At 60.4% G+C, this 23,241-nt stretch carries 20 protein-coding genes; 11 read left to right on the top strand and 9 right to left on the bottom strand.

The window, feature by feature from the left end; genetic code table 11:
• Window positions 1-141: 141 nt before the first annotated feature.
• The gene (gene prpD / locus AC07SU_RS28250; protein ID WP_494998933.1) at window positions 142-1,626 is read left to right on the top strand and encodes a 2-methylcitrate dehydratase; all 1,485 of its coding nucleotides are present in this window, start codon (window positions 142-144) and stop codon (window positions 1,624-1,626) included.
• 130 nt (window positions 1,627-1,756) lie between these two features.
• Here prpD and AC07SU_RS28245 read toward each other — a convergent pair whose 3' ends face one another.
• Window positions 1,757-3,079 carry an ABC transporter ATP-binding protein gene (locus AC07SU_RS28245; protein WP_176996348.1) on the bottom strand — a complete coding sequence of 441 codons (1,323 nt, stop codon included), beginning with the start codon at window positions 3,077-3,079 and terminating at the stop codon, window positions 1,757-1,759.
• A gap of 14 nt (window positions 3,080-3,093) precedes the next feature.
• Window positions 3,094-4,839 carry an ABC transporter permease gene (locus AC07SU_RS28240; protein ID WP_176996347.1) on the bottom strand — a complete coding sequence of 582 codons (1,746 nt, stop codon included), beginning with the start codon at window positions 4,837-4,839 and terminating at the stop codon, window positions 3,094-3,096.
• A gap of 375 nt (window positions 4,840-5,214) precedes the next feature.
• Here AC07SU_RS28240 and AC07SU_RS28235 point away from each other — a divergent pair, with 375 nt between their 5' ends.
• Window positions 5,215-6,090, top strand: a complete 876-nt coding sequence (locus AC07SU_RS28235; protein WP_494998932.1) for a hypothetical protein — start codon at window positions 5,215-5,217, stop codon at window positions 6,088-6,090.
• Between the two features lie 57 nt (window positions 6,091-6,147).
• On the opposite strand, the gene AC07SU_RS28230 is transcribed toward AC07SU_RS28235, so the two are convergent.
• The 5 genes from AC07SU_RS28230 to AC07SU_RS28210 are packed head-to-tail and all read right to left on the bottom strand — an operon-like array spanning window position 6,148 to window position 11,621.
• A complete protein-coding gene (locus AC07SU_RS28230) occupies window positions 6,148-6,876 on the bottom strand; it encodes an alanyl-tRNA editing protein (RefSeq protein WP_494998931.1) in 729 nt (242 codons plus the stop codon).
• Between the two features lie 2 nt (window positions 6,877-6,878).
• A complete protein-coding gene (locus tag AC07SU_RS28225; protein WP_176996344.1) occupies window positions 6,879-7,871 on the bottom strand; it encodes a serine O-acetyltransferase in 993 nt (330 codons plus the stop codon).
• 37 nt (window positions 7,872-7,908) lie between these two features.
• Complete coding sequence (locus AC07SU_RS28220) at window positions 7,909-8,823, bottom strand: PLP-dependent cysteine synthase family protein (RefSeq protein WP_494998930.1); 915 nt, start codon at window positions 8,821-8,823, stop codon at window positions 7,909-7,911.
• A gap of 15 nt (window positions 8,824-8,838) precedes the next feature.
• The gene (gene moeB / locus AC07SU_RS28215) at window positions 8,839-10,701 is read right to left on the bottom strand and encodes a molybdopterin-synthase adenylyltransferase MoeB (protein WP_494998929.1); all 1,863 of its coding nucleotides are present in this window, start codon (window positions 10,699-10,701) and stop codon (window positions 8,839-8,841) included.
• A 26-nt stretch (window positions 10,702-10,727) separates the two neighbouring features.
• Window positions 10,728-11,621 carry a DMT family transporter gene (locus AC07SU_RS28210; RefSeq protein WP_176996383.1) on the bottom strand — a complete coding sequence of 298 codons (894 nt, stop codon included), beginning with the start codon at window positions 11,619-11,621 and terminating at the stop codon, window positions 10,728-10,730.
• 160 nt (window positions 11,622-11,781) lie between these two features.
• Here AC07SU_RS28210 and AC07SU_RS28205 point away from each other — a divergent pair, with 160 nt between their 5' ends.
• Window positions 11,782-13,206, top strand: a complete 1,425-nt coding sequence (locus tag AC07SU_RS28205) for an aminotransferase-like domain-containing protein (protein ID WP_494998928.1) — start codon at window positions 11,782-11,784, stop codon at window positions 13,204-13,206.
• A gap of 130 nt (window positions 13,207-13,336) precedes the next feature.
• On the opposite strand, the gene ppsR is transcribed toward AC07SU_RS28205, so the two are convergent.
• Window positions 13,337-14,155 carry a posphoenolpyruvate synthetase regulatory kinase/phosphorylase PpsR gene (gene ppsR / locus AC07SU_RS28200; protein WP_176996340.1) on the bottom strand — a complete coding sequence of 273 codons (819 nt, stop codon included), beginning with the start codon at window positions 14,153-14,155 and terminating at the stop codon, window positions 13,337-13,339.
• Window positions 14,156-14,333: 178 nt separating this feature from the next.
• Here ppsR and ppsA point away from each other — a divergent pair, with 178 nt between their 5' ends.
• The 8 genes from ppsA to AC07SU_RS28160 all read left to right on the top strand — a co-directional run bounded on the left by ppsA (window position 14,334) and on the right by AC07SU_RS28160 (window position 22,434).
• Window positions 14,334-16,709 (top strand): phosphoenolpyruvate synthase, encoded by a 2,376-nt coding sequence (gene ppsA / locus AC07SU_RS28195; protein ID WP_176996339.1) that lies wholly within the window; start codon window positions 14,334-14,336, stop codon window positions 16,707-16,709.
• 106 nt (window positions 16,710-16,815) lie between these two features.
• Window positions 16,816-17,805 carry an alpha/beta fold hydrolase gene (locus AC07SU_RS28190; RefSeq protein WP_176996338.1) on the top strand — a complete coding sequence of 330 codons (990 nt, stop codon included), beginning with the start codon at window positions 16,816-16,818 and terminating at the stop codon, window positions 17,803-17,805.
• A 188-nt stretch (window positions 17,806-17,993) separates the two neighbouring features.
• Window positions 17,994-18,485: a ribonuclease E activity regulator RraA gene (rraA, locus tag AC07SU_RS28185; RefSeq protein ID WP_494998927.1), complete on the top strand. Its 492-nt coding sequence runs from the start codon at window positions 17,994-17,996 to the stop codon at window positions 18,483-18,485.
• 25 nt (window positions 18,486-18,510) lie between these two features.
• A complete protein-coding gene (locus AC07SU_RS28180) occupies window positions 18,511-19,506 on the top strand; it encodes a zinc transporter ZntB (RefSeq protein ID WP_494998926.1) in 996 nt (331 codons plus the stop codon).
• Window positions 19,507-19,592: 86 nt separating this feature from the next.
• Window positions 19,593-19,838 (top strand): hypothetical protein, encoded by a 246-nt coding sequence (locus tag AC07SU_RS28175; protein WP_005790375.1) that lies wholly within the window; start codon window positions 19,593-19,595, stop codon window positions 19,836-19,838.
• A 2-nt stretch (window positions 19,839-19,840) separates the two neighbouring features.
• Window positions 19,841-20,665, top strand: a complete 825-nt coding sequence (locus AC07SU_RS28170; RefSeq protein WP_122717981.1) for a mechanosensitive ion channel family protein — start codon at window positions 19,841-19,843, stop codon at window positions 20,663-20,665.
• 87 nt (window positions 20,666-20,752) lie between these two features.
• Window positions 20,753-21,343 carry an RNA polymerase sigma factor SigX gene (sigX, locus tag AC07SU_RS28165; protein WP_003193286.1) on the top strand — a complete coding sequence of 197 codons (591 nt, stop codon included), beginning with the start codon at window positions 20,753-20,755 and terminating at the stop codon, window positions 21,341-21,343.
• 107 nt (window positions 21,344-21,450) lie between these two features.
• Complete coding sequence (locus AC07SU_RS28160; RefSeq protein ID WP_176996335.1) at window positions 21,451-22,434, top strand: OmpA family protein; 984 nt, start codon at window positions 21,451-21,453, stop codon at window positions 22,432-22,434.
• A gap of 60 nt (window positions 22,435-22,494) precedes the next feature.
• Here the strand turns inward: AC07SU_RS28160 and cobA are convergent, their stop codons facing one another.
• The gene (gene cobA / locus AC07SU_RS28155) at window positions 22,495-23,238 is read right to left on the bottom strand and encodes a uroporphyrinogen-III C-methyltransferase (RefSeq protein WP_494998925.1); all 744 of its coding nucleotides are present in this window, start codon (window positions 23,236-23,238) and stop codon (window positions 22,495-22,497) included.
• Window positions 23,239-23,241: the final 3 nt, after the last annotated feature.

Raw genomic sequence — 23,241 nt, 5'->3', positions numbered from 1 at the left:
GCCTTGAAGGGGGCGCATGCCTAAAGGGCCTCATCGCCGGCAAGCCGGCTCCTACACATAAGGTGGGCAATAAGACCCACTATGGAACATCAACCCTGACCCTGAGGATGGAAGAACCCCTAACTTTCTTGGAGTACTGCCATGAGCGCCAACGTCGACCAGAACAACCGCCCGGACTACGACCAGGTCCTGCAGGACATTGCCGATTACGTCCTCAACTACCGGATCGATTCCCGTGAGGCACTGGATACCGCCCGCAACTGCCTGATGGACACCCTCGGTTGCGGCCTGCTGGCCCTGCGTTTCCCCGAGTGCACCAAGCACCTGGGGCCCCTTGTCGAGGGCACGGTGGTGCCGTTCGGCGCTCGTGTACCCGGCACTTCGTTGCGCCTGGACCCGGTAAAGGCCGCGTGGGACATCGGTTGCATCGTGCGCTGGCTCGACTACAACGACACCTGGCTCGCTGCCGAATGGGGTCACCCTTCGGACAACCTCGGCGGCATCCTCGCCGTGGCGGATCATCTGTCGCAAAAACGCGTGGCCAATGGTGACGCGCCACTGACGGTGCGCGCGGTGCTGGAAGCCATGATCATGGCCCACGAAATCCAGGGTGTGATTGCCCTGGAAAATTCCTTTAACCGCGTCGGCCTCGACCATGTGCTGCTGGTGAAAGTCGCCTCCACCGCCGTCACCGCCAAGTTGATGGGCGCCAACCGCGAGCAGTTGCTGGCGGCCTTGTCCCACGCGTTTGTCGATGGGCAAGCGTTGCGCACGTACCGCCACGCACCGAACGCTGGCTCACGCAAATCCTGGGCGGCGGGGGACGCGTCGAGCCGTGGCGTGCGCCTGGCAGATATCGCCCTGCGCGGCGAGATGGGCATTCCCGGTGTGTTGAGCGCGCCGCAATGGGGCTTCTACGACGTGCTGTTCAGCCACACCAACAAGGACCTTGCGCTCAAGCCCGAGGACAAGCGTGCGTTCAGCCTGCCCCAGCCTTACGGCACCTACGTGATGGAAAACGTGCTGTTCAAGATCAGCTTCCCGGCCGAGTTCCACGCGCAAACGGCCTGCGAAGCGGCGGTGACATTGCACCCGTTGGTGAAAAACCGTTTGCCTGAAATCGAACGCATCGTGATCACCACCCACGAGTCGGCGATCCGCATCATTTCCAAGGTAGGCCCGTTGGCCAACGCGGCTGACCGCGACCATTGCCTGCAATACATGACGGCCGTGCCGCTGGCGTTCGGCAACCTGGTGGCCGAGCAGTACGAAGATGACTTCCACGCCGCCCACCCGATCATCGATGAACTGCGCGACAAGATGGTGATCGTCGAAGACCCGCGCTACAGCCGCGAGTACCTGGAGGCGGACAAACGCTCCATTGCCAACGCCGTGCAGGTGTTTTTTAGGGACGGGTCCAGCACCGAGCAAGTGGCGGTGGAGTACCCGATCGGGCATCGCCGTCGCCGGGTGGACGGCATTCCGTTGCTGGAAGACAAGTTCAAGGCCAACCTGGCCACGCGGTTTACCGCACAGCGCAGCGGGGAGATTTTTGCGTTGTGCAAGGATCCGGCGCGGCTTGAAGCCACGCCGGTGAACCGGTTCATGGACCTGTTCGTGATCTGACCAACACCGCCGATCCACTGTGAAATGGGGCTTGTATGGGAGCTGGCTTGCCTGCGATGGCGGTAGTGGATTCACTATTGCTATCGCAGGCAAGCCAGCTCCCACATTGGGATGGTGTTGGTCGAGGGTTTTACATACTGCCTTCAACATCTTCCAGGCTGAACGTCTCGGTATGGTCGTCATAGGAGAAGATCTCCGCATACCGCCCCCAGGCCACCACGCTTTCCAGGGTTTTCTCCACGAAGGCTTCGGTCATCGAGTCTTCCAGTTCCTGCTCGAAACGCACTCGTGGCGCACGGTGCCCGCTGCGTTCAAGCAGCACCTGATGAATACGCGCGGCCAACGGCACGTGCTGGATCAAATGCTCGGCGAACAGGGTCTTGCGTTCCTGGGTGCCGTAGTCGGCGAACAGCTTGCCGGCGTCGGTGAGGGTGATGTCGGCGCCTTTTAGCTCGGCGAAGCCCAGGTGCTCCAGCATCTCCGCCACCGGGAACAGGTCGTCGACTTCCAGCAAGCGGCGCTCGGCCACGGTGGGCAAGCCGGCGTGGCCGTTATAGGGCTCGGCGGCCAGGGTTTCGATCAGGCCGGCCATCAGGTTGGTGGACACTTCCGGCAGCAGGCTGCCCATTTTCAGCTCCGGTTTGCCGGCGCTGGCATCGGCGCTGCGGCGGTCGGTCATCAGTGCGTAGATGTCGTCGACCATCTGCCGGAAGGTCGGGTCCAGGCGATTGCGCGGGTGGGCAAACGGCACCTTGATCTCGGCCACCACACGGCCGGGGTTGGAGGACAGCACCAGGATGCGGTCGCACATCAACACCGCTTCTTCGATGTTGTGGGTCACGATCAGGATCGACTTGATCGGCAGCTGCTTGCCGCTCCACAGGTCCAGCAGGTCGGTGCGCAGGGTTTCTGCGGTGAGTACGTCGAGGGCCGAGAAGGGTTCGTCCATGAGCAGCAGGGTCGGGTTGACCACCAGGCCCCGGGCAAAGCCCACGCGCTGGCGCATGCCTCCGGACAACTCACGCGGGTAGGCGTTTTCGAAGCCATCCAGGCCGATCAGGTCGATGGCCGCCAGGGCGCGGCGGCGGGTTTCCTTGCGCTCGACCTGCAGGGCTTGCAGGCCGGCTTCCACGTTTTCCAGCACGGTCAGCCAGGGGAACAGGGCGAAGGTCTGGAACACCATGGCCACGCCTTCGGCCGGGCCGTTGAGCGGGGCGCCCTGGTAGCGGACTTCGCCCGACGACGGCTGGATCAGGCCGGCGATGATGCGCAGCAAGGTCGACTTGCCGGAGCCGGAACGGCCCAGCATGCCGACGATTTCGCCCTCGTGCAGGCTCAGGTCCACGCCGCTGAGGACTTGCAGCTCGTCCTTGCCTTTGCCGAACACCCGGTTCACGTTTTTCAGCGAGTAGATTTCCGGGGTGTCGACGGTGTGTTCAGTAGAGGTAGTCATCACGACGCATCCCGTCAGTTCAAACGAAGTTTGTTTTCAGCAATGGCGTACATCGGTCGCCAGACCGCGCGGTTGAACGCCACCACAAAGATCGACATCACCACTACGCCCAGGGCGATCTTCGGGAAGTCGCCGGCCGCCGTGGTTTGTGCGATGTAGGCGCCCAGCCCGTGGGCGACCACATTGTCCTGGCCCCAGGACACGTACTCGGACACGATGCTGGCGTTCCACGCCCCGCCTGAGGCGGTGATGGCGCCGGTGACGTAGTAGGGGAAAATCCCCGGCAGCATCACCTTGCGCCACCACAACCAGCCGCGAATGCGGAAGTTGGCGGCGGCTTCCTTGAAGTCGTTGGGGAACGCGGTGGCGCCGGCAATCACGTTGAACAGGATGTACCACTGGGTGCCCAGCACGATCAGCGGGCTCAGCCAGATATCCGGGTTGAGGTGGTAGTGCAGGATCACGATGACGAACACCGGGAACAGCAGGTTCGCCGGGAACGCCGCGAGGAACTGCGCCAGTGGCTGAATCTTCTCTGCCAGCTTGGGGCGCAGGCCGATCATCACGCCCAGGGGCACCCAGATCAGCGAGGCGATCAGGATCAGCCCGGCCACCCGCAGCAGGGTAATCAGGCCCAGCACCAGCACGTGGCCCACTTCGGCCAGGCCCACTTCGGTGCCGACGTACATCACGATGTGATACAGCGCATAGGCGGCCATCAGGGCAATCAGCGTGCCCCACACCCAGTCGATCACTTTTGACGCGGCGGGTGTTTCTACCGGCAATGCCTTGAATGCACCGCCGGCGAGGCTGAAGCGCTTGTTGCCGATACGGCTGATCGCACGGGTGATGGGGCGCAGGATGCGCTGCACGATGCGTGTGCGTTGAATCAGGTTCAGCACCCAGGATTGCGGCGCGTCGCCTTGGGACGCGGTGGTTTCCATGCGGAACTTGTCGGCCCAGGCCACCAGCGGACGGAACAGGAACTGGTCGTAGATCAGGATCACCGCGATCATCGCCAGTATCACGTAGCCCACGGCGTGCAGGTCTTTTTGGGCAATGGCCAGGGCCAGGTACGAACCCACGCCGGGCAGGGTAATGGTCTTGTCGCCCACGGTGATGGCTTCGGAGGCAACCACGAAAAACCAGCCCCCGGACATGCTCATCATCATGTTCCACACCAGCCCCGGCATGGCGAACGGCACGTCGAGCTTCCAGAACTTCTGCCAGCCGGAGAGCCGCAGGTTGGTGGACACTTCCACCAGGTCATGGGGCAGCATGCGCAGCGACTGGTAGAAGCTGAACGTCATGTTCCAGGCCTGGCTGGTGAAGATCGCAAAAATCGCCGCGAACTCGGCCCCCAGCACGCGCCCGGGAAACAGCAGCAGGAAAAACGTCACCGTGAACGAGATGTACCCCAGCACCGGTACCGATTGCAGGATGTCGAGGACCGGCACCAGCAGTTTCTCGGCGCGCCGGCTTTTGGCGGCCAGGGTGCCGTACAAAAAGGTGAACACCAACGCTGCGACCATCGCCGCGAGCATGCGCAGGGTGGTGCGCATCGCGTATTCCGGCAGGTTGGCCGGGTCGAGGGAAATGACTTCGCTTTGCAGGGTGGTGATGGGCGCCCAGGTTTCACGGGCAGTGATGGAGAAAAACAGGAGGAAGCCGATTACCAGCGGCAGGGCGACCAAATCCCAACGGTTGGGCAGCAAGCGCAATGTGGACGCCGGGATGTAGTGGCGGAACACTTTGTTCATAGGCAGTCATTCCTGCAGCGTTCAGGTTCTAGAGAGGTGCGATGGGGGTGAGCTTAGCTTCTGTTCGAAAGACCCACCGGGAATGGGCGGGCGCTCTTTTCCATGGTCGGTTTGCAGCGCATCAGGGGAGGATGGCCACAGGCGGGATTGTACGTTTCTGAATGTTACAAGCGCATAAATTTCCTGTCAGTTTCCTGTACGAAACGTGGCTTGGGTATCGACGGTTTTTTTACCCTGAAACAAATACCCACGTGGATTTCTCTGCCTCAGGGAACTGGTTTCCTATACGTGCCAATCAGGTAGCTGGATGACTTGTTAGCCAAATCGTCTGACAAACCCTGCACGCGGGCCAACCGCGAAACTGAGAGGTGCTTTATGAACAGTGTCAATAATCAGCAGTATGCGCCCCAATATCGCTACGAAATGCCGCCAACACCGCAATCCGCTTCTTCCAGTGACCCAAGCACCCGCCCAGCCACTACCACGACCGAATCCATGCCGCCCCGCCCTCCGGTGGGGGCAGAGCAACGTGGCCAGTTTTCCAGGCATAACAGCATCGTCAATCGGCAGCCCCAGGGCGCCGAGCCCAACGGCGAGTTGGCAGAATTGACGCAGAAAAATCAGAACCTTGTCGCCAAGTACAAGGCCTTGATCTCAAAGTTCTCGGCGAAGATCACTGAGCTCAATACAAAAATAGAAGGCCTGACTCAGCAGCTCAGTACTTCGGCCCCCAAGCCTGAGCAGGCGCCCGTGGCTGCGCAGACCCAGCCAGAGAACCGGCAAGCCGAGGGGCAAGTCGCGCCGTCTGACGCCGCTGCTACACCGGCTACCCAGGCCCCGGTTGCTGATGCTCAGAGCGCTCAAGGGGTTGGCCAACTGTCAGCAGATATCACCAGGCTACAAAGTGAGTTCAAGCGGTTACTCGACGCCTTCAATACGGCGATGAAAACCCTCACGGAACGTTTGGATAACTTGGCTCAACTGCTCAACAACCGTGCGCCTCAAGACCAAACGGTTCCTGCGCAATCGGACGCCGGCCAGACGGCTTCACCGGAGCACGAAACGGCCCAAACGCCTGCCGCGTCTACCCATGCTCCAACAGCGCCAGCAACGGCCAGCATTGATTACCTCAAGCAGGAAAACCAGAATCTTGAGGCTCAGATCGATCGGATGGAACAGTACTTCGAGCAGACCATGTCGACGCTTGAAAAACGCTTCGAAGACCTGACCCAGCAAGTCAGCAAGCAATAAAAAGTAAACCTGGGGTATTGGCTAGTGTGGGGCAACACCCACGCTAGCCTCGGTCGCTCACTCAAAGCGCAGGATCACCCGGCGATTGTGCTTGCTCTTCTTCTCGATCTTTTCGCAGAACACCCGGCCGATTTCCTCGGTGTTGGCCACGTGGGTGCCGCCGCACGGTTGGATATCGATCCCGGCAATTTCGATCACCCGTACCGAACCCTGGATCACTGGCGGTGCCACCGCCTGGGTGCGTGTGATCTGCAGCAGGGTGGCGTATTCCGTGGCGGGCATCGACAGGGTGTTGACCGCGTGAGCCTGCTGGATCAGCGCATTCAGGTCGTGGGTGAGGTTGTCTTTGTCGAGTGTCATTTCCGGCAGGTCGAAATCCAGGCGGCCTTTGTCGGCACTGATGCTGCAACCGGTCACCGGCGCGTCGATCAGTGAGCACAACAGGTGCAGGCAGGTGTGCATCTTCATGTGCTGGTAGCGGCGCTCCCAGTCCAGGCCCGCGTCCACCTGTGCTCCAACGGTCAATTGCCCAGGGCAATGTTCCACCTGGTGCCAGATGATCGAGCGCATCACCGGGTCGCGGACCGTTCCCACCACCTCGACCCGCGTGCCATCCGCCAGGGTGAAGTAGCCAGTGTCTCCTGGCTGGCCACCACCTGTGGGGTAGAACAGCGTGTGCTCAAGGGCAATGCCGTGCTCGCCGACCGCAATCACTCGGGCGCTGAAGGTGTTCTGGTAAGGCGCGCTGTCGAACAGCGCCAGGGTCTCCATGGTGTGCACAGACATGTTCAACCTCCGACAATCAGTGGGCTGGCTTGCAACAGGTGACGCACCATTGCGCTCAAGCCAGGGGGGGAGAGCAGGGTGATTTCGAATTCCGGCCCGCTGACTTTAAGGTTCAACGGCAGGCGCGGCAGGTGGTTGCCGAACTCAAGGCGGCGCAGGCGAAATTGCAGGTGATGGCGTTCTTTCACCGTGGGCTCAAGCATCAACCCCGGCAAGGGGTGGAAGTCGGCGTCCAGCACGGTGACCTTGTGGCTGGCGTTGACCTCGCCCACCACGTGCAGGCGCTCATCCAGGGCAAAGGCGCCCAGGTAGTTGCTGTGGTCCGATTCATCATTTTTTTGCAGCTGGATCTGGTTGACCACCTTGACCTTGGTGCCGGCCGGCACGTCCTGGGTGATCACGCAGGAGGGGCTGATGAACACGTTGTCGCCAATCAGCACATAGCCCAGCACGCGGGCACCGGAGCCGACCTCGACGTTGTTGCCCAGGCGCGGGTGGCGCTTGCCATCCGGGTTGTTGGCGATGCCGCGCGCGCCGAGGGTGACGCCGCAGAGGATGTAGCAGTCGTTGCCGATCTCGCAGGTCTCGCCGATCACCGTGCCGTAGCCGTGGTCCAGCACGAAGCGCCGACCGATGCGGGCTGCCGGGTGGATTTCGGCACCGGAGAGCACCTTGCCCTGGTTACTGAGCTTGAGGGCGATGCGCGAAAACACGCCGTTGGTCTGGTCGGGGAAGTTCCACACCAGGTGCGCCAGGCGGTAGAACAGCACGGCCTTGAACGAGGCGTAGGACTCCAGGATCAACTCGCCGCGCCCGCGTGACGCCGGGTCGCGGTAGGCGTAGGCGATCAGGTCCTCGGCCACGGCCTGGGCGGCATTCTGGATCAGCGGGGCCAGGTGTGGTTCCAGCTGCTTCATCTGCGTCGGCGTCAGGGTTTTGATGAGGTGGGTGAGCAGCTCATCGTGCAGCTGTTGCATGTCGATAAAGCCCCCCATGGAGGCACCCCCGCATTCTGAATGGTTGGAAAACCGGTTATTCGAAACTGGGCAGGTAACTGTCGGCATTGTCGTAGACCATGGTCAGCACCACCGTTTCGGGCGGCAGTTCGGGTGCCAACTGGGCGATAGCTACCATGTTGGCGGCGGAGGACAGGCCAAGGCTGATGGCGTCGGTGCGCATGATGCGTTTCATCATGTCGATGCATGCCTGGCGCGACACCTTGAGCATGCCGTCGAGCACATCCACGTTGAGAATGCTCGGGATCAGGCCGATCGACAGGCCCTGGATATGGTGCGGCGCGTGCTGGTTTTTCAGCAGGTCGCATTCCTCCGGCTCCACGCCCATCACGCGCAGCGCCGGCCAGGCCGCCTTGAGGGTTTCGCCGATGCCGGTGATATGACCCCCGGTGCCGATGCCGCTGACGAAGTAGTCCACGCGCTGTTCGCCGAACGCACGGAGGATCTCCGGTGCGGTGGTGTCGCGGTGGGTCTGGGGGTTGGCGCCGTTGCGCTGCTGGTTGAGCATCACGTAGCTTGGGTTTTCCAGCTGCAGCTCCATGCATTTTTCGCCGTGGGAATTGTTGCCCAGGCGGCTGTCCGACAGCACCACCTTGGCCCCGTACAGGCGCAGCAGTTTCTGTTTTTCGGGGCTGTAGTTGTCGGGAATCACCAGCACCACTTTGTAGCCCAGCACGTTGCCGGCCATCACCAGGCCGATGCCGGTGTTGCCGCCGCTGGGTTCGATGATGGTCTGCCCCGAATCACGGATCAGCACGCCGCGACGCTCGGCGTCGAGGATCATGCCCAGGGCGATGCGCGCCTTGTGGCTGCCGCCCGGGTTAAGGGATTCGAGCTTGGCGTAGACCTCGATGCCGAGGTCTTCGGAAAACTGCGCCAGGCGCACGATCGGCGTATGGCCGATCACGTCGAGAATCGAGTTATGCAACATTGCTCAGCCCTCGGGTCAGTACAACGGCATGTCGGGTTCGACGTCGCGTACCCAGTGCTTCATGCCACCCTGCAAGACCTTGGTGTTGGCGAAGCCGGCCGCCAGCAAGGTGCTGGCGGCTTGCTCGGCGCGGGTCCCGGCGTAGCAGATCAGGTAATGGGTGTTGTCGCGGCTGAGGCTGTCGAGTTGCCCATCCAGCTCGGCCAAGGGGATGTGCACCACCCCTGGCAATTTGCACACCTCCAGTTCGCTGGCGTCGCGCACATCCACCAGCACGTCTGCACTGCGCGGGTGCTCGAGCAATTGCTTGAGCACGCGGGGCTTGATGTAGCGCTCTTCGGCCAGGGACGGTTGGACGGGTACGGCGTCGGCGCAAACCGCCGACGTGAACGGTTCGCTGTGGCGCAGCGCTGAACAGCAGGGGCAGTCGGCGCGGCGCTTGAAGCGGATTTCGCTGAACTTCATCGCCAGTGCGTCGAAGCGCATCAGGCGACCGGACAGCGGCTCGCCAATGCCAATCAGCAACTTGATGGCCTCGGTGGCCTGGATCATCCCGACCACGCCGGGCAGCACGCCGATCACGCCACCGGCGCTGCAATTGGGCGCCAGTTCGGCGGGAGGGGCCGAAGGAAACAGGCAGCGATAGCACGGCCCGCCTTTGTAGTTGAGCACGCTGATCTGCCCGTCGAAGCGGTAGATGGCGCCGTACACCAAGGGTTTGCCGAGCTGTACGCAGGCGTCGTTGACGAGGTAGCGGGTGTCGAAGTTATCGGTGCCGTCGATCACCAGGTCGTAGGCGCCCACCAGTTCCAGGGCATTGTCAGCGTTCAAGGCGGTGTCGTGGGCGTTGATCTGGATATGGCGGTTGAGGTCCTGCAGGCGCGCCTTGGCGGACTCGACTTTGGGCAGGCCCAGGGTGCTGTTGCCGTGGACGATCTGGCGTTGCAGGTTGCTGCTTTCCACCACGTCGAAGTCCACCAGGCCCAGGGTGCCGACGCCGGCCGCCGCCAGGTACAGGCTGATGGGCGAGCCCAGGCCACCGGTGCCGATGATCAGCACCTTGGCTTTCTTCAGGTTCAACTGGCCTTCGCGACCGACGCCGGGCAGGGTGATGTGGCGCACGTAGCGCTGTACCTCTTCATTACTCAACGCGTCAACGTCCATGCCGCCCGAGGTGGCGAGCAGCACTTCGATCCGGGCTTTTTCCGGCAGTGCATCGTCGGCGCCGATCAGTTCTTCCTCGGCGGTGAACAGGAAGTGTTCCTTGAGCTGGTTGTTCTTCTCGTGGAACAGGTGCGGGCGTAACTGAGGGTGACTGCTGCAGAGGTTTTCAATGACTTCGCGCAATGTCGATCCGGTGCCCTCAAGGGTCGATTCCGGCAGCTTGGCCACGCGAACCAGAATGTCGGGGAAAGAGACAGCGTTCATGGACAACTCCGTGTGCAGGTCGTTGAAAGGGTTGAGGGCGAAATGCCTGCCGTCCCAGGCAAACAGCTTTGAGCCCAGGGCCTGGCCCTGGCGAACGTCCACCACCAGGTAGCTGACGGGGTAGATCGGTTCGCCCATGAATAAGGCCTTGTCCTGGTCTTCATCGCTGAAATAGGCGCCGACATCCGGGTGTGAGTGGTAGATCACCACCACCGGGTTGTCGCTGCGAAACGCCTTGTTCATCAGCAGGGTGTCGGCCACCGAAAACGTGTAGCCGTTGGCCGCGCTGCGCGGGTACATCTCGGGGTTCTTGCGGTGCAGCTCATTCTGGATATTGCTGCCCAGGTACACGCTGCCGTCGGCGAAGATGAAGCCGCAGCATTCCTCGGGGTAACTGCGGTTGGCGTGGGCGTAGATCTGTTCAAGGGCTTTTGGGCGGAGGACGTCCATGTTTCTCTCGCGTGGTGGTGAGGGGGTCAAGGTTTCTTGGCCAGGAGCTTTTCAATCGGCAACTTGGTGATCGCAAAGCCGGCCAGCAGGATGGCCGAGTACAGCATCAGGTCACGGGAAATCGCCACGCCTTCGTACCAGGCGCCGATGATCACCGCGAACACCGGGAAGATGATGAACACGAACGACAGGATGATCGGGCTCAGGCGCTTGAGCAGCATGAAGTACACGATGAACCCGCCGACCGACGCCACCAGCCCCAGGTAGAACAGCGCACTCCAGGAACGCAGGGTGATGGTGTCGAAGGCCGGGGTTTCGAACCACAGGCCGGCAACGAACAGCATCAGCCCGGCGATGCCGATGGGCAGGGTGTTGTAGGTGATCACGCTGATGGCGCTGCCTTTCTGCTTGGTAATGACGTAGCACAGGGCATGCATGATCGCGGCGGTCAGGATTGCCAGCACCCCGAAGAACTCGGCGTGGTCCAGGTGCAGGCCCTGGCTCTTGATGATCATGTAGAGGCTGCCGAAACCGATGCCGATGCCGACGACCTGGGAGAAGTAGATGCGCTCGCGCAGGAACAGCGCCGAGAAGATCAGGATGAACACCGGCATGCAGCTGAACAGCAGGGCGGTGAGGCCGGACGAGACATGCATCTCGCCGTAGTTGAGCAGGTAATAGGGAACGCTGAAGTAGGACAGGGTCACGAATACGAAGAACCAGCGGCTCTCACGGGGGAACAGGATCGGCTCGCGACGCACCAGGGCAAAACACAGAAACAGCGGGAAGGCGATGAGGAAGCGCAAGCCTGCGGACGTCAGCGGTGGCACGCTTTCGACGGCGATCTTGATGCCCAGCCAGGTGGTGCCCCAGCTCAGGCACACGATAAGAAACATCACACTGGTCACGAGGCCAGCCAGCCACTGTTTCCGGGAATTTGTTTTTGTTGTGTTTTCGAGAACGGCGGACATTGGCATCGTTTATTGCTTCCCTGAGCCGGAATTGAACTCTATATTGAGCTTGTAATGAGTTGTAAAATTCGGCGATTGAACCCGTAAAAGCACACTATTAGGGCGAAAGATGGCTGTCAAAACAAATATTGACATGGTGTCAATTATGCGTGAGGGGTTGTCCAACGGGCAGGGCGTGAAGTACAAGCGCCTGTCCGATGTCATGGAACGGGGCATCCTCGAAGGCTTGATTGAACCGGGAAGAAAACTGCCGCCCCATCGGGTGCTTTCCGACAATCTGGGTGTGACGATCGGCACCATCAGCCGGGCCTACGGCGAGCTGGAACGCCTGGGGTTGGTGGTGGCGCGGGTGGGTGACGGCACATTCGTGCGCAAGCGTGGGATGGAGCGCCAGCGCGACGAAGGCTTTCGCAATTTCAGCGAGGAGCCGCGCCAATACTTCGACATGAGCCGCAACATGCATATCCCGGGTCAGGAAACGGTGTTCCTGGCCCAGAGCTTCCAAACCCTGTCGACCAACGCCAAATTCCTCCAGGACATCAGCGCCTACACCCCGGACGCCGGTTTGCCGCGCTACCGTGAGGCGGGCGCGCAGTGGCTGGTGCAGAGCGACTTTCACCCGATTCCCGAGCAGGTCATCTGCGTCAATGGCGGCCAGCACGGTTTGTTGTGCGCCATGATGGCGTTGTTGCGGGCGGGCGATACGGTGGTCACCGAACAACTGACTTACCCCGGGCTGATCACCGCTGCGCGTATGCTCGGCGTGCGGCTGATCGGCCTGGAGATGGACGAAGAGGGCGTGCTGCCGGGCGCGCTGGATGAGGTTTGCCGCAATCACCGGGTGTCGGCGCTGTACTGCACACCGACCATCCAGAACCCGACCACGGCAGTGCTGTCGATCCCGCGTCGGGAAGCCCTGGCCAAGGTCTGCCGTGAGCACAACCTGCTGATATTGGAAGACGAAGCCCACGGCGTGCTGGTGGAGGATCGCCCGCCACCCCTGAGTTTTTTTGCCCCCGAGCGTACGATTCTGATCAGCAGCTTGAGCAAGGCGGTGTCAGCCGGGCTGCGCGTGGGGTATGTGCATGCGCCGCCGGCACTGGTCAGCCGTATCTCGGCAGCGCTGCGCTCGACGTGCTGGATGGCCACCCCGGTGACCCTCGAACTGGCCACCCAGTGGATCGAAAACGGCACGGCGGAATACCTGCTGCGCCAGCAGATCAATGAGATCAGTCGGCGCAAGGCATTGGTGAAAGATCTGTTGAATGGCCTGCAATACCGCACCCACCTCAACAGCCCGCACTTCTGGATTGAAGTGCCAGAGCCTTGGCGGGCGTCGGAAATCGAGGCGGAGCTCAAGCAGAATAATTACCTGATCGCCACTGCCGAGGCATTTGCCGTGGGGCAGACGGCGGTGCCGCAGTTTATTCGGGCGAGTATCTGCAATACGTCCGGGGATGATCAGTTGCTACGGGCGGGGTTTGATGCGTTGGCTACCGCGCTGGGGCAGGGGGGCGGGCGGTTTCACCTCTAATTGGCAGGCTCACCGCGTTATCGTTCTTCGCGGGCAAGCCCGCTCCCACATTTGACCGAGATCCAACTCTGGAATGCAGTCAAATGTGGGAGCTGGCTTGCCTGCGAAGAGGCCAGCCCGGGCAACACAATTATTTGAACCTGCGCTCCACACCCTTCTCCACCAAAATCTTCGCCGAAATCTCTTCCACCGAAAAATGCGTGGAATTGATGTGCGCAATGTTCTCGCGACGGAACAGATTTTCCACTTCGCGCACTTCGAATTCGCACTGGGCGTAGCTGGAGTAGCGGCTGTTGGGCTTGCGTTCGTTGCGAATGGAGGTGAGGCGATCCGGGTCGATGGTCAGGCCAAACAGCTTGTGCCGGTGCGAGCGCAGGGCCGATGGCAGCGTCAGGTGCTCCATGTCGTCTTCGGTCAGCGGGTAGTTGGCCGCACGAATACCGAACTGCATGGCCATGTACAGGCAGGTGGGCGTTTTGCCGCAGCGCGACACGCCCACCAGGATCAAATCAGCTTTGTCGTAATAGTGGGTGCGGGCCCCGTCGTCGTTGTCGAGGGCGAAGTTCACCGCCTCGATCCGCTCCATATAGTTGGAGTTGTGGCCAATGGAATGGGACTTTCCTACGGAGTAGGAGGAGTGTTCGCTCAGCTCCTGTTCCAGTGGCGCCAGGAACGTGGAGAAGATGTCGATCATGAAACCATTCGACGTTGCGAGAATCTCACGAATGTCCTGGTTGACGATGGTGTCGAAAATGATCGGACGAAAACCGTCTTTTTCGGCCGCCAGATTGATTTGTTGTACCATGGCCCGCGCTTTATCCACGCTGTCGATATAGGGCCGTGTGAATTTGGCGAAGGTAATGTTTTCGAACTGTGCGAGCAGGCTTTGACCCAATGTTTCGGCTGTAATGCCGGTGCCGTCGGAGATAAAGAAAGCAGATCGTTTCATTTGAGCCCTGGGCCTTAAGCTGATGACGAATCTTGGATATGATAGGCGCGATTTTGCCGTCCCGCAGTGGGCCGCATTCTCACTTATTTTCCAGGTCCAGGCCACAAACGCTGGCGAACGCTCCTACTGAGCAGCCGGCGTCCTGAGCTTTTCCAACACAGAAAGTGGAGAGATCACCTTGGTAGAGTACGTAGTTTCCCTCGATAAGCTCGGCGTCCATGATGTAGAGCATGTGGGGGGCAAGAACGCATCCCTCGGCGAGATGATCAGTAATCTTGCAGGCGCTGGGGTCTCGGTCCCCGGTGGTTTCGCCACCACGGCCCAGGCCTACCGCGACTTCCTCGAGCTGAGCGGCCTCAACGCCCAGATCCACGCCGCGCTGGACGCCCTGGACGTCGACGACGTCAACGCCCTGGCCAAGACCGGCAGCCAGATCCGCCAATGGATCATGGAAGCCGAGTTCCCCGAGAAGCTCAACGAAGAAATCCGTACCGCCTTCGCCACGTTGTCGGCCGGCAACCCGGACATGGCCGTTGCCGTGCGCTCTTCGGCCACCGCCGAAGACTTGCCGGACGCCTCCTTCGCCGGCCAGCAGGAAACCTTCCTCAACATCCGCGGCGTGGAAAACGTCATCCGTGCGGCCAAGGAAGTGTTCGCCTCGCTGTTCAACGACCGCGCCATTTCCTACCGCGTACACCAAGGTTTCGACCATAAGCTGGTGGCCTTGTCTGCCGGTGTGCAGCGCATGGTGCGTTCGGAAACCGGCACGGCCGGCGTGATGTTCACCCTGGACACCGAATCGGGCTTCCGTGACGTGGTGTTCATCACCGGTGCCTACGGCCTGGGCGAAACCGTCGTACAAGGCGCGGTCAACCCCGACGAATTCTACGTGCACAAGCACACCCTTGAAGCCGGCCGCCCGGCCATCCTGCGCCGCAACCTGGGCAGCAAGGCAATCAAGATGATCTACGGCGATGAGGCCAAGGCCGGTCGCTCGGTAAAAACCGTTGAAGTCGACAAGGCCGAACGCGCGCGTTTCTGCCTGACTGACGCTGAAGTCAGCGAATTGGCCAAGCAAGCGATGATCATCGAAAAGCACTACAAGTGCCCGATGGACATCGAATGGGCCAAGGACGGTGACGACGGCAAGCTGTACATCGTGCAGGCCCGTCCTGAAACCGTGAAGAGCCGCACCTCGGCCAACGTCATGGAACGCTACCTGCTGAAAGAAACCGGCACCGTGCTGGTGGAAGGTCGCGCCATTGGCCAGCGCATCGGCGCCGGCAAGGTAAGGATCATCAAGGACGTGTCCGAAATGGACAAAGTCCAGCCAGGTGACGTACTGGTCTCCGACATGACCGACCCGGACTGGGAACCGGTGATGAAGCGCGCCAGCGCCATCGTCACCAACCGTGGCGGGCGTACTTGCCACGCGGCGATCATCGCCCGTGAACTGGGCATTCCGGCGGTCGTGGGCTGCGGCAACGCCACCCAACTGCTCAAAGATGGCCAGGGCGTTACCGTGTCTTGTGCCGAAGGCGACACCGGTTTCATCTTCGAAGGCGAGCTGGGCTTCGATATCAAGCAGAACTCCATCGACGCGATGCCGGACCTGCCGTTCAAGATCATGATGAACGTCGGCAACCCGGACCGCGCCTTTGATTTCGCACAGTTGCCGAACGCCGGTGTGGGCCTGGCCCGCCTGGAGTTCATCATCAACCGCATGATCGGCGTGCACCCCAAGGCCTTGCTGAACTACGACGGCCTGCCGCTGGACCTCAAGGAAAGCGTCGACAAGCGCATCGCCGGCTACAACGACCCTGTCGGCTTCTATGTCGAGAAACTGGTCGAAGGCATCAGCACCCTGGCGGCGGCGTTCTACCCGAAAAAGGTCATCGTGCGTCTGTCGGACTTCAAGTCCAACGAATACGCCAACCTGATCGGCGGCAAGCTCTACGAGCCGGAAGAAGAAAACCCGATGCTGGGCTTCCGTGGCGCTTCGCGTTACATCAGCGAATCGTTCCGTGACTGCTTTGAGCTCGAGTGCCGCGCCCTCAAGCGCGTGCGCAACGAGATGGGCCTGACCAACGTCGAGATCATGGTGCCGTTCGTGCGCACCCTGGGCGAGGCGAGCCAGGTGGTGGACTTGCTGGCCGAAAATGGCCTGACCCGTGGTGAAAACGGCCTGCGCGTGATCATGATGTGCGAACTGCCGTCCAACGCGATCCTGGCTGAAGAGTTCCTGGAGTTCTTCGACGGTTTCTCCATCGGCTCCAACGACCTGACCCAGCTGACCCTGGGCCTGGACCGCGACTCGGGGATCATTGCCCACTTGTTCGACGAGCGTAATCCTGCGGTCAAGAAGCTGCTGGCCAATGCCATCCAGGCCTGCAACAAGGCTGGCAAGTACATCGGCATCTGCGGCCAAGGCCCTTCCGACCACCCTGACCTGGCCAAATGGCTGATGGAGCAGGGCATCGAAAGTGTCTCGCTGAACCCCGACTCCGTGCTGGAAACCTGGTTCTTCCTGGCAGAAGGCCAAGCGTCCGTCTAAGGTCGTTACGTCAAAAGTGCCGGTCACTCTCACAGGGTGACCGGCATTCTTATCTGTACAGGGCGGGAATCCTTGCGGACGCCGCCCTTTTTTGTGCAAGAGCATTATGCAAAGCAGCAGCAACCTGTTTCCCGTCGCCCTGATCAGCGCTGAACGTCGTGGCGACCTGAGTGAAGACGTGTACCGCCTCAAGCCCGGTAACAGCCCCGACGGTACCGTCGAGTTGGCCGTGACCCGCTTGGGCCTGGCCGATGTCCCGGAAAACCGGGGCATCCCGGTTATTTTATTGCATGGCAGTTTTTCCAACCGGCGCTTCTGGTACTCGCCTAAAGGCATCGGCCTGGGCGCTTACCTGGCGCGGTTGGGGTTTGATGTCTGGATCCCGGAAATGCGCGGCCATGGCCTGTCCAAGCGCAATCATGACTATGCCCGCAACCGCGTGGCCGACTACGCGCGTTACGATTTGCCGGCGATCGGCGCGTTTGTGCGCGAGCAAAGTGCGCAGGTGCCCCATTGGATCGGCCATTCCCTGGGTGGCATCAGCCTGGCGGCGGCCCTTGGCGGGCAGCACCTGGGTGCGCCGGCAGTGGCGTCGGTGGCGCTGTTTGGCAGCCAGGTCAGCCGCACCCATTGGCCGTTGAAACTGCCGCCGGTGGAGTGGACGGGCCGCTTGCTGTTGAAACGCTTCGGCGAGGTCTCCGGCTCGCGCCTAAAGCGCGGCCCCGAGGACGAACCGGCCGGTGTGATGATCGAGGCCATGCGCTGGAACGGCCTGTTTGGCCGCTTTGGCGAAGGCAAGAACGATTGGTGGAAAGGCTTGGCAGAGGTCGATGTGCCGCTGCTGGCGGTGAGTGCGGCGGGTGACCAGCAAGACCCGGACTGGGCGTGTCGCAAGTTGTTCGAGCAAGTCGGTTCAGAGCACCGTCAATACCTGTGCCTGGGCCGCCAACAAGGGTTTACCGGGGATTTCGGTCATGTGGAGATGCTGGTCAGCAAGGCCGCCCAGGCCGAGGTCTGGCCGTTGGTGGCGCAATGGCTGAAAGACCCGCTGACACCTTTATTCGGGGCACAATCGGAGGTGGCGGCAACGGTTTGACGAAGCGCTCTGCCAAGGGCGTTTCACTCGTGTGTGGTTGCGGCTAAGATATGACGCGTTAAACGCTTCTGGTCATATTCAGTCGCGCAGTGGCTATTGCGTTGCGCCGTCGGGGATGGGAAGGTCTGCCCCCGCTGTGCCTGGCGCTTCTTTCGAAAGACACCTCTTTGGCAGAAAGGAATTTTTCAATGAACCATTACGTGACCCCCGACCTGTGCGACGCCTACCCTGAACTGGTGCAGGTGCTTGAGCCGATGTTCAGCAATTTTGGCGGCCGAGATTCCTTTGGTGGCGAGATCGTCACCATCAAGTGCTTCGAAGACAACTCCCTGGTCAAGGCGCAAGCCGACCTGCCGGGCGCCGGCAAAGTGCTGGTGGTGGACGGTGGCGGCTCCCTGCGCCGCGCGTTGCTGGGTGACATGATCGCCGAGAAAGCCGCGAAAAACGGCTGGGAAGGGATGGTGATCTACGGTTGCATCCGCGACGTTGATGTCATTGCCCAGACCGACCTGGGGGTGCAGGCACTGGCGACGCATCCGATGAAGACCGACAAGCGCGGCATTGGCGACCTGAACGTGGTCGTGACCTTTGCCGGCGTGACATTCCGTCCGGGTGAGTACGTGTATGCCGACAATAACGGCGTGATCGTGTCGCCAAGCCCGCTGAAAATGCCTGAATAAACCGCTGCAGACCAAAGGGGTGAGGATGTTCGAGGAAGAAAACGCGCAATGGGGGCTGGTGCATGCCCTGGTGCTGGACGGTAAAGGCGGCGCGCGTTCGATTGCCCGGACTGAGCTAGACGACCTGCAACTGCAACCGCAGGAAAGCCTGTGGCTGCATTGGGATCGCAGCCATCCGCAGACCCAGACCTGGCTGCGCCGGTCCAGTGGCTTGAGCGAGTTCGCCTGCGACTTGCTGCTGGAAGAAAACACCCGTCCGCGCTTGTTGCCGCTGCCGGATGACGAATTGCTGCTGTTTCTGCGCGGGATCAACCTCAACCCGGGCGCCGAGCCGGAAGACATGGTCTCGGTGCGGATCTTTGCGGCGGCCAATCGTGTGATTTCCCTGCGTCTGCGCCCCTTGCGCGCCACTGACGAGCTGCTGGTGCAGCTGGCGGACGGCAAAGGGCCGAAAACCGCTTCGGAACTCATCCTTTATATGGCGCAGTACCTGACCCATAAAGTGCAGGACCTGGTCACTGACCTGTCTGAAATCGTCGATTCCGAAGAAGAAAAACTCGATGCCGACGAACGGTATACCCCGGAGCATGGCAACGTTTTGCAGATCCGTCGGCGAGCCGCTGGGCTGAAGCGATTCCTCGCGCCGCAGCGGGATATTTTTGCCCAACTGACGCGAATCAAATTGCCGTGGTTTTGTGACGACGATGCCGACTATTGGAACGAATTGAACAACAGCCTGACCCGCTACCTGGAAGAGCTTGAATTGACCCGGGAGCGCGTGGGGCTTGTGCTGGAGGCTGAAGACCGGCGCTTGAGCGTGCGCATGAACCACACCATGTACCGCTTCGGCATCATTACCGGGATCTTCCTGCCGATGAGTTTTCTCACCGGCTTGCTGGGCATCAATGTGGGCGGTATTCCGTTCTCCGCCAGCCCCTACGGATTCGTGATTGCCTGCCTGATGATGGTGGCAGTTGCGCTCGGACAATGGTGGCTTTTTCGACGATTACGCTGGGTTTGACCTGAATATGACCTGAACGTAGGAAAGGTCCCATGTGACCCCAAGAATTTTACCCTCGTCTTTTAAATCACTTGCGAGAGGTCTTTATGCACGATCCGTTCGAACAGTCTTTGCGTGACATGCTCAATGCCTCGCCATCCAACCGGGATGACGATGCCTGCCTGGGCCGCGTGTTGAAAACCGCCAACCGTCAGGTAGGGGCGGGTGACCTGTTCGGCCTGCTCGGTCGTTGGCTGCCGGCGTTGATGATGGCCCTGAACAATGGTTCGGCCCACGTATCGCCGGTGTCCCGTCGTAAACCTCTTGCTCGCACTGCTGATAAGGCTGATTGAATATGGAACTTGATCTCTGGACCCAGAGCCTGGTCACCGCGATGACCGCATTGTGGACCAAGGTGGCGAACTTCATTCCCAACCTGTTTGGTGCCTTGGTCCTGGTACTGCTGGGCTTTGTCGTGGCCAAGCTGCTCGACACCCTGCTGTCCAAATTGCTCGCAAAACTCGGCCTGGATCGCTTGATGGCAGGCACCGGCCTGACCAAGCTGCTGGGACGTGCCGGCCTGCAAGTGCCGATTTCCACCCTGATCGGCAAGATCGTCTATTGGTTCGTTCTACTTATTTTTCTGGTTTCTGCGGCTCAATCCCTTGGCCTTGAGCGAGTTTCAGCTACGCTCGACATGCTGGCACTGTATTTGCCGAAGGTTTTCGGCGGCGCGCTGGTACTGCTGGTAGGTGTTTTGCTGGCGCAACTGGCCAATGGGCTGGTGCGCGGCGCCGCTGAAGGCGTGGGGTTGGACTATGCTGCCGGCCTTGGGCGGATTGCCCAGGGGCTGGTCATCATCATCAGTATTTCGGTCGCGATCAGCCAGTTGGAGGTCAAGACTGACCTGCTCAACCACGTGATCGTGATCGTTTTGATTACCGTTGGTCTGGCCGTTGCGCTGGCCATGGGGTTGGGAAGCCGGGAAATTGCCGGGCAGATTCTTGCGGGAATCTATGTGCGTGAGCTGTATCAGGTTGGGCAACAGGTGCGTATAGGCGAGGTCGAAGGACAGATCGAGGAGATCGGCACAGTCAAGACGACGGTGCTGACCGATGACGGCGACCTGGTGTCGCTGTCCAACCGGATCCTCCTGGAGCAGCAGGTCAGTAGCCGCTAACCCGGCAAACCCTGCTAATGTACGCCGCCGCAAACCCGGGTAGCCGGGCTGTAGCGGACATTGACCTGACTGTCGGCACGACTTGTTTTGAATAAAGCCCAAACGCTGTCCACGCGCTATGACCCCCGTGAGCTCTCTGATGAGGAGTTGGTCGCGCGCTCGCACACGGAGCTGTTTCACGTAACACGCGCGTACGAAGAATTGATGCGCAGATATCAACGCACTCTGTTCAACGTTTGTTCAAGGTATTTAGGGAACGATAGAGATGCGGATGATGTCTGTCAGGAAGTGATGCTCAAGGTGCTGTATGGCCTGAAGAACTTCGAGGGCAAATCGAAGTTCAAGACATGGCTATATAGCATCACGTACAACGAGTGCATCACGCAGTATCGCAAGGAGCGGCGAAAGCGTCGCTTGATGGACGCGTTGAGTCTTGACCCCCTCGAGGAAGCGTCTGAAGAGAAGGCGCCAGCACCCGAGGAAAAGGGCGGACTTGATCGCTGGTTGGTGCATGTGAACCCGATTGACCGTGAAATTCTGGTGCTACGATTTGTCGCAGAACTGGAGTTTCAGGAAATCGCTGACATCATGCATATGGGTTTGAGTGCTACAAAAATGCGTTACAAACGTGCTCTTGATAAATTACGTGAGAAATTTGCGGGCGAGACTGAAACTTAGTGCGTGGCAAATATCTCTTACGTGTAGGCAAGTTCTGTTAGACTTGTCGCCGAGTTGTCCCCCGGTTTGTGGGACTGCTTTACAATCACCAGATGGGGATTTAACGGATGAAACTGAAAAACACCTTGGGCTTTGCCATTGGTTCTCTTATTGCTGCCACTTCTTTCGGCGCTCTGGCACAAGGCCAAGGCGCAGTTGAAGGCCAGCTGTTCTACAAGAAGCAGTACAACGATAGCGTCAAGCACATCGAAGACGGCTTCAACCCTGGCGCAAGCATCGGTTACTTCTTGACCGACGACGTGTCGATCAACCTGAACTACGACACCACCAACCACACCCGTTCGAACGACGGTACTGGCAACCAGAAGATCAAAGGTGACACTGGCAGCGTGACTGCTCAGTACCACTTCGGTCAGGCCGGTGTTGATTCCCTGCGTCCATACGTAGAAGGTGGTTTCGGTCACCAATCCCGTACCAATGTACAGGCTGACGGCCACAGCGGTCGCGACCAGTCGACCCTGGCTATCGCTGGCGCTGGTGTGAAGTACTACTTCACCAACAACCTGTTCGCCCGTGCTGGTGTTGAGTCTGACTACAACCTGGACAACGGCAAGTGGGATTACTCCGCACTGGTTGGCCTGGGTGTGAACTTCGGCGGCAACGCTGGCGCAGTTGCTCCAGCTCCTACCCCAGCACCAGCTCCAGAGCCAACTCCAGAGCCAGAAGCTCCAGTTGCTCAGGTTGTTCGTGTTGAGCTGGACGTTAAGTTCGACTTCGACAAATCCGTTGTTAAGCCTAACAGCTACGGCGACGTGAAAAACCTGGCCGACTTCATGAAGCAGTACCCACAAACCACCACCGTGGTTGAAGGTCACACTGACTCCGTAGGTCCAGACGCTTACAACCAGAAGCTGTCCCAGCGTCGTGCTGACGCTGTTAAGCAAGTTCTGGTCAAAGACGGTATCGCTCCTAACCGCGTTAGCTCGGTTGGCTACGGTAAATCCCGTCCAGTTGCTGACAACGCAACTGAAGCAGGCCGTGCTATCAACCGTCGCGTAGAAGCCTCGGTAGAAGCTCAAGCTGCTCAGTAATTACTGAGTGGTAGAAAAAAGCCCGGCTTAGGCCGGGCTTTTTTTCGCCTTGAATTTGCCTCAGGCGCTGGCGACCGCAACGGCGCAAGCGGCTTGAGCAGAAGCGGCAACGCGGCCAATCACCAGGATCGCCGGGCTCTTCAGGGCAAATGCCTGCGCATCTTCATGCAGATGCAACAGGTTGCTACGGCATTCCCGTTGCTGGGGCAGTGATGCATTCTCGATCATCGCCACCGGCATATCGGCGGCCATTCCGCCGTCGAGCAATTGCTGGCGAATCTCCTCAAGCTTGGCCACCCCCATGTACACCACCAATGTGGTGCCGCCTTCTGCGAGTGCACGCCAGTTCAGGCGGCTGTCATCCTGGGTGTGCGCCGTCACCAGCGTCACGCCACGGCTCACATCGCGCAAGGTCAGTGGAACAGCGCAATTCGTCGCTCCCGCCAGGCCGGCGGTAATGCCGTTGACCAGCTCCACCTCCACCCCGTGTTCACGCAGCCAGGTCGCTTCTTCGCCCCCCCGGCCAAAAATGCACGGATCACCCCCTTTAAGCCGCACCACGCACTTGCCTTGTCGGGCATAGCGCAGCATCAGGCGATGGATAAAATCCTGCGGGGTCGAGCGGCAACCACCGCGCTTGCCAACGGTGATCACCCGCGCACCGGCACAGTGCTCCAGCACGGCCGGGTTGACCAGGTCATCGATCAGCACCACATCGGCCTCACGCAGGGCGCGCACCGCCTTGAGGGTCACCAGCTCGGGGTCACCGGGGCCTGCGCCCACCAACCAGACTTTTGCACTCATGTT

The sequence above is a fragment of the Pseudomonas sp. GW821-FHT05H12 genome (assembly GCF_059419385.1).
Note: the sequence above shows the minus strand (reverse complement) of the source record. Positions and strands in the feature narration are given on the sequence as shown.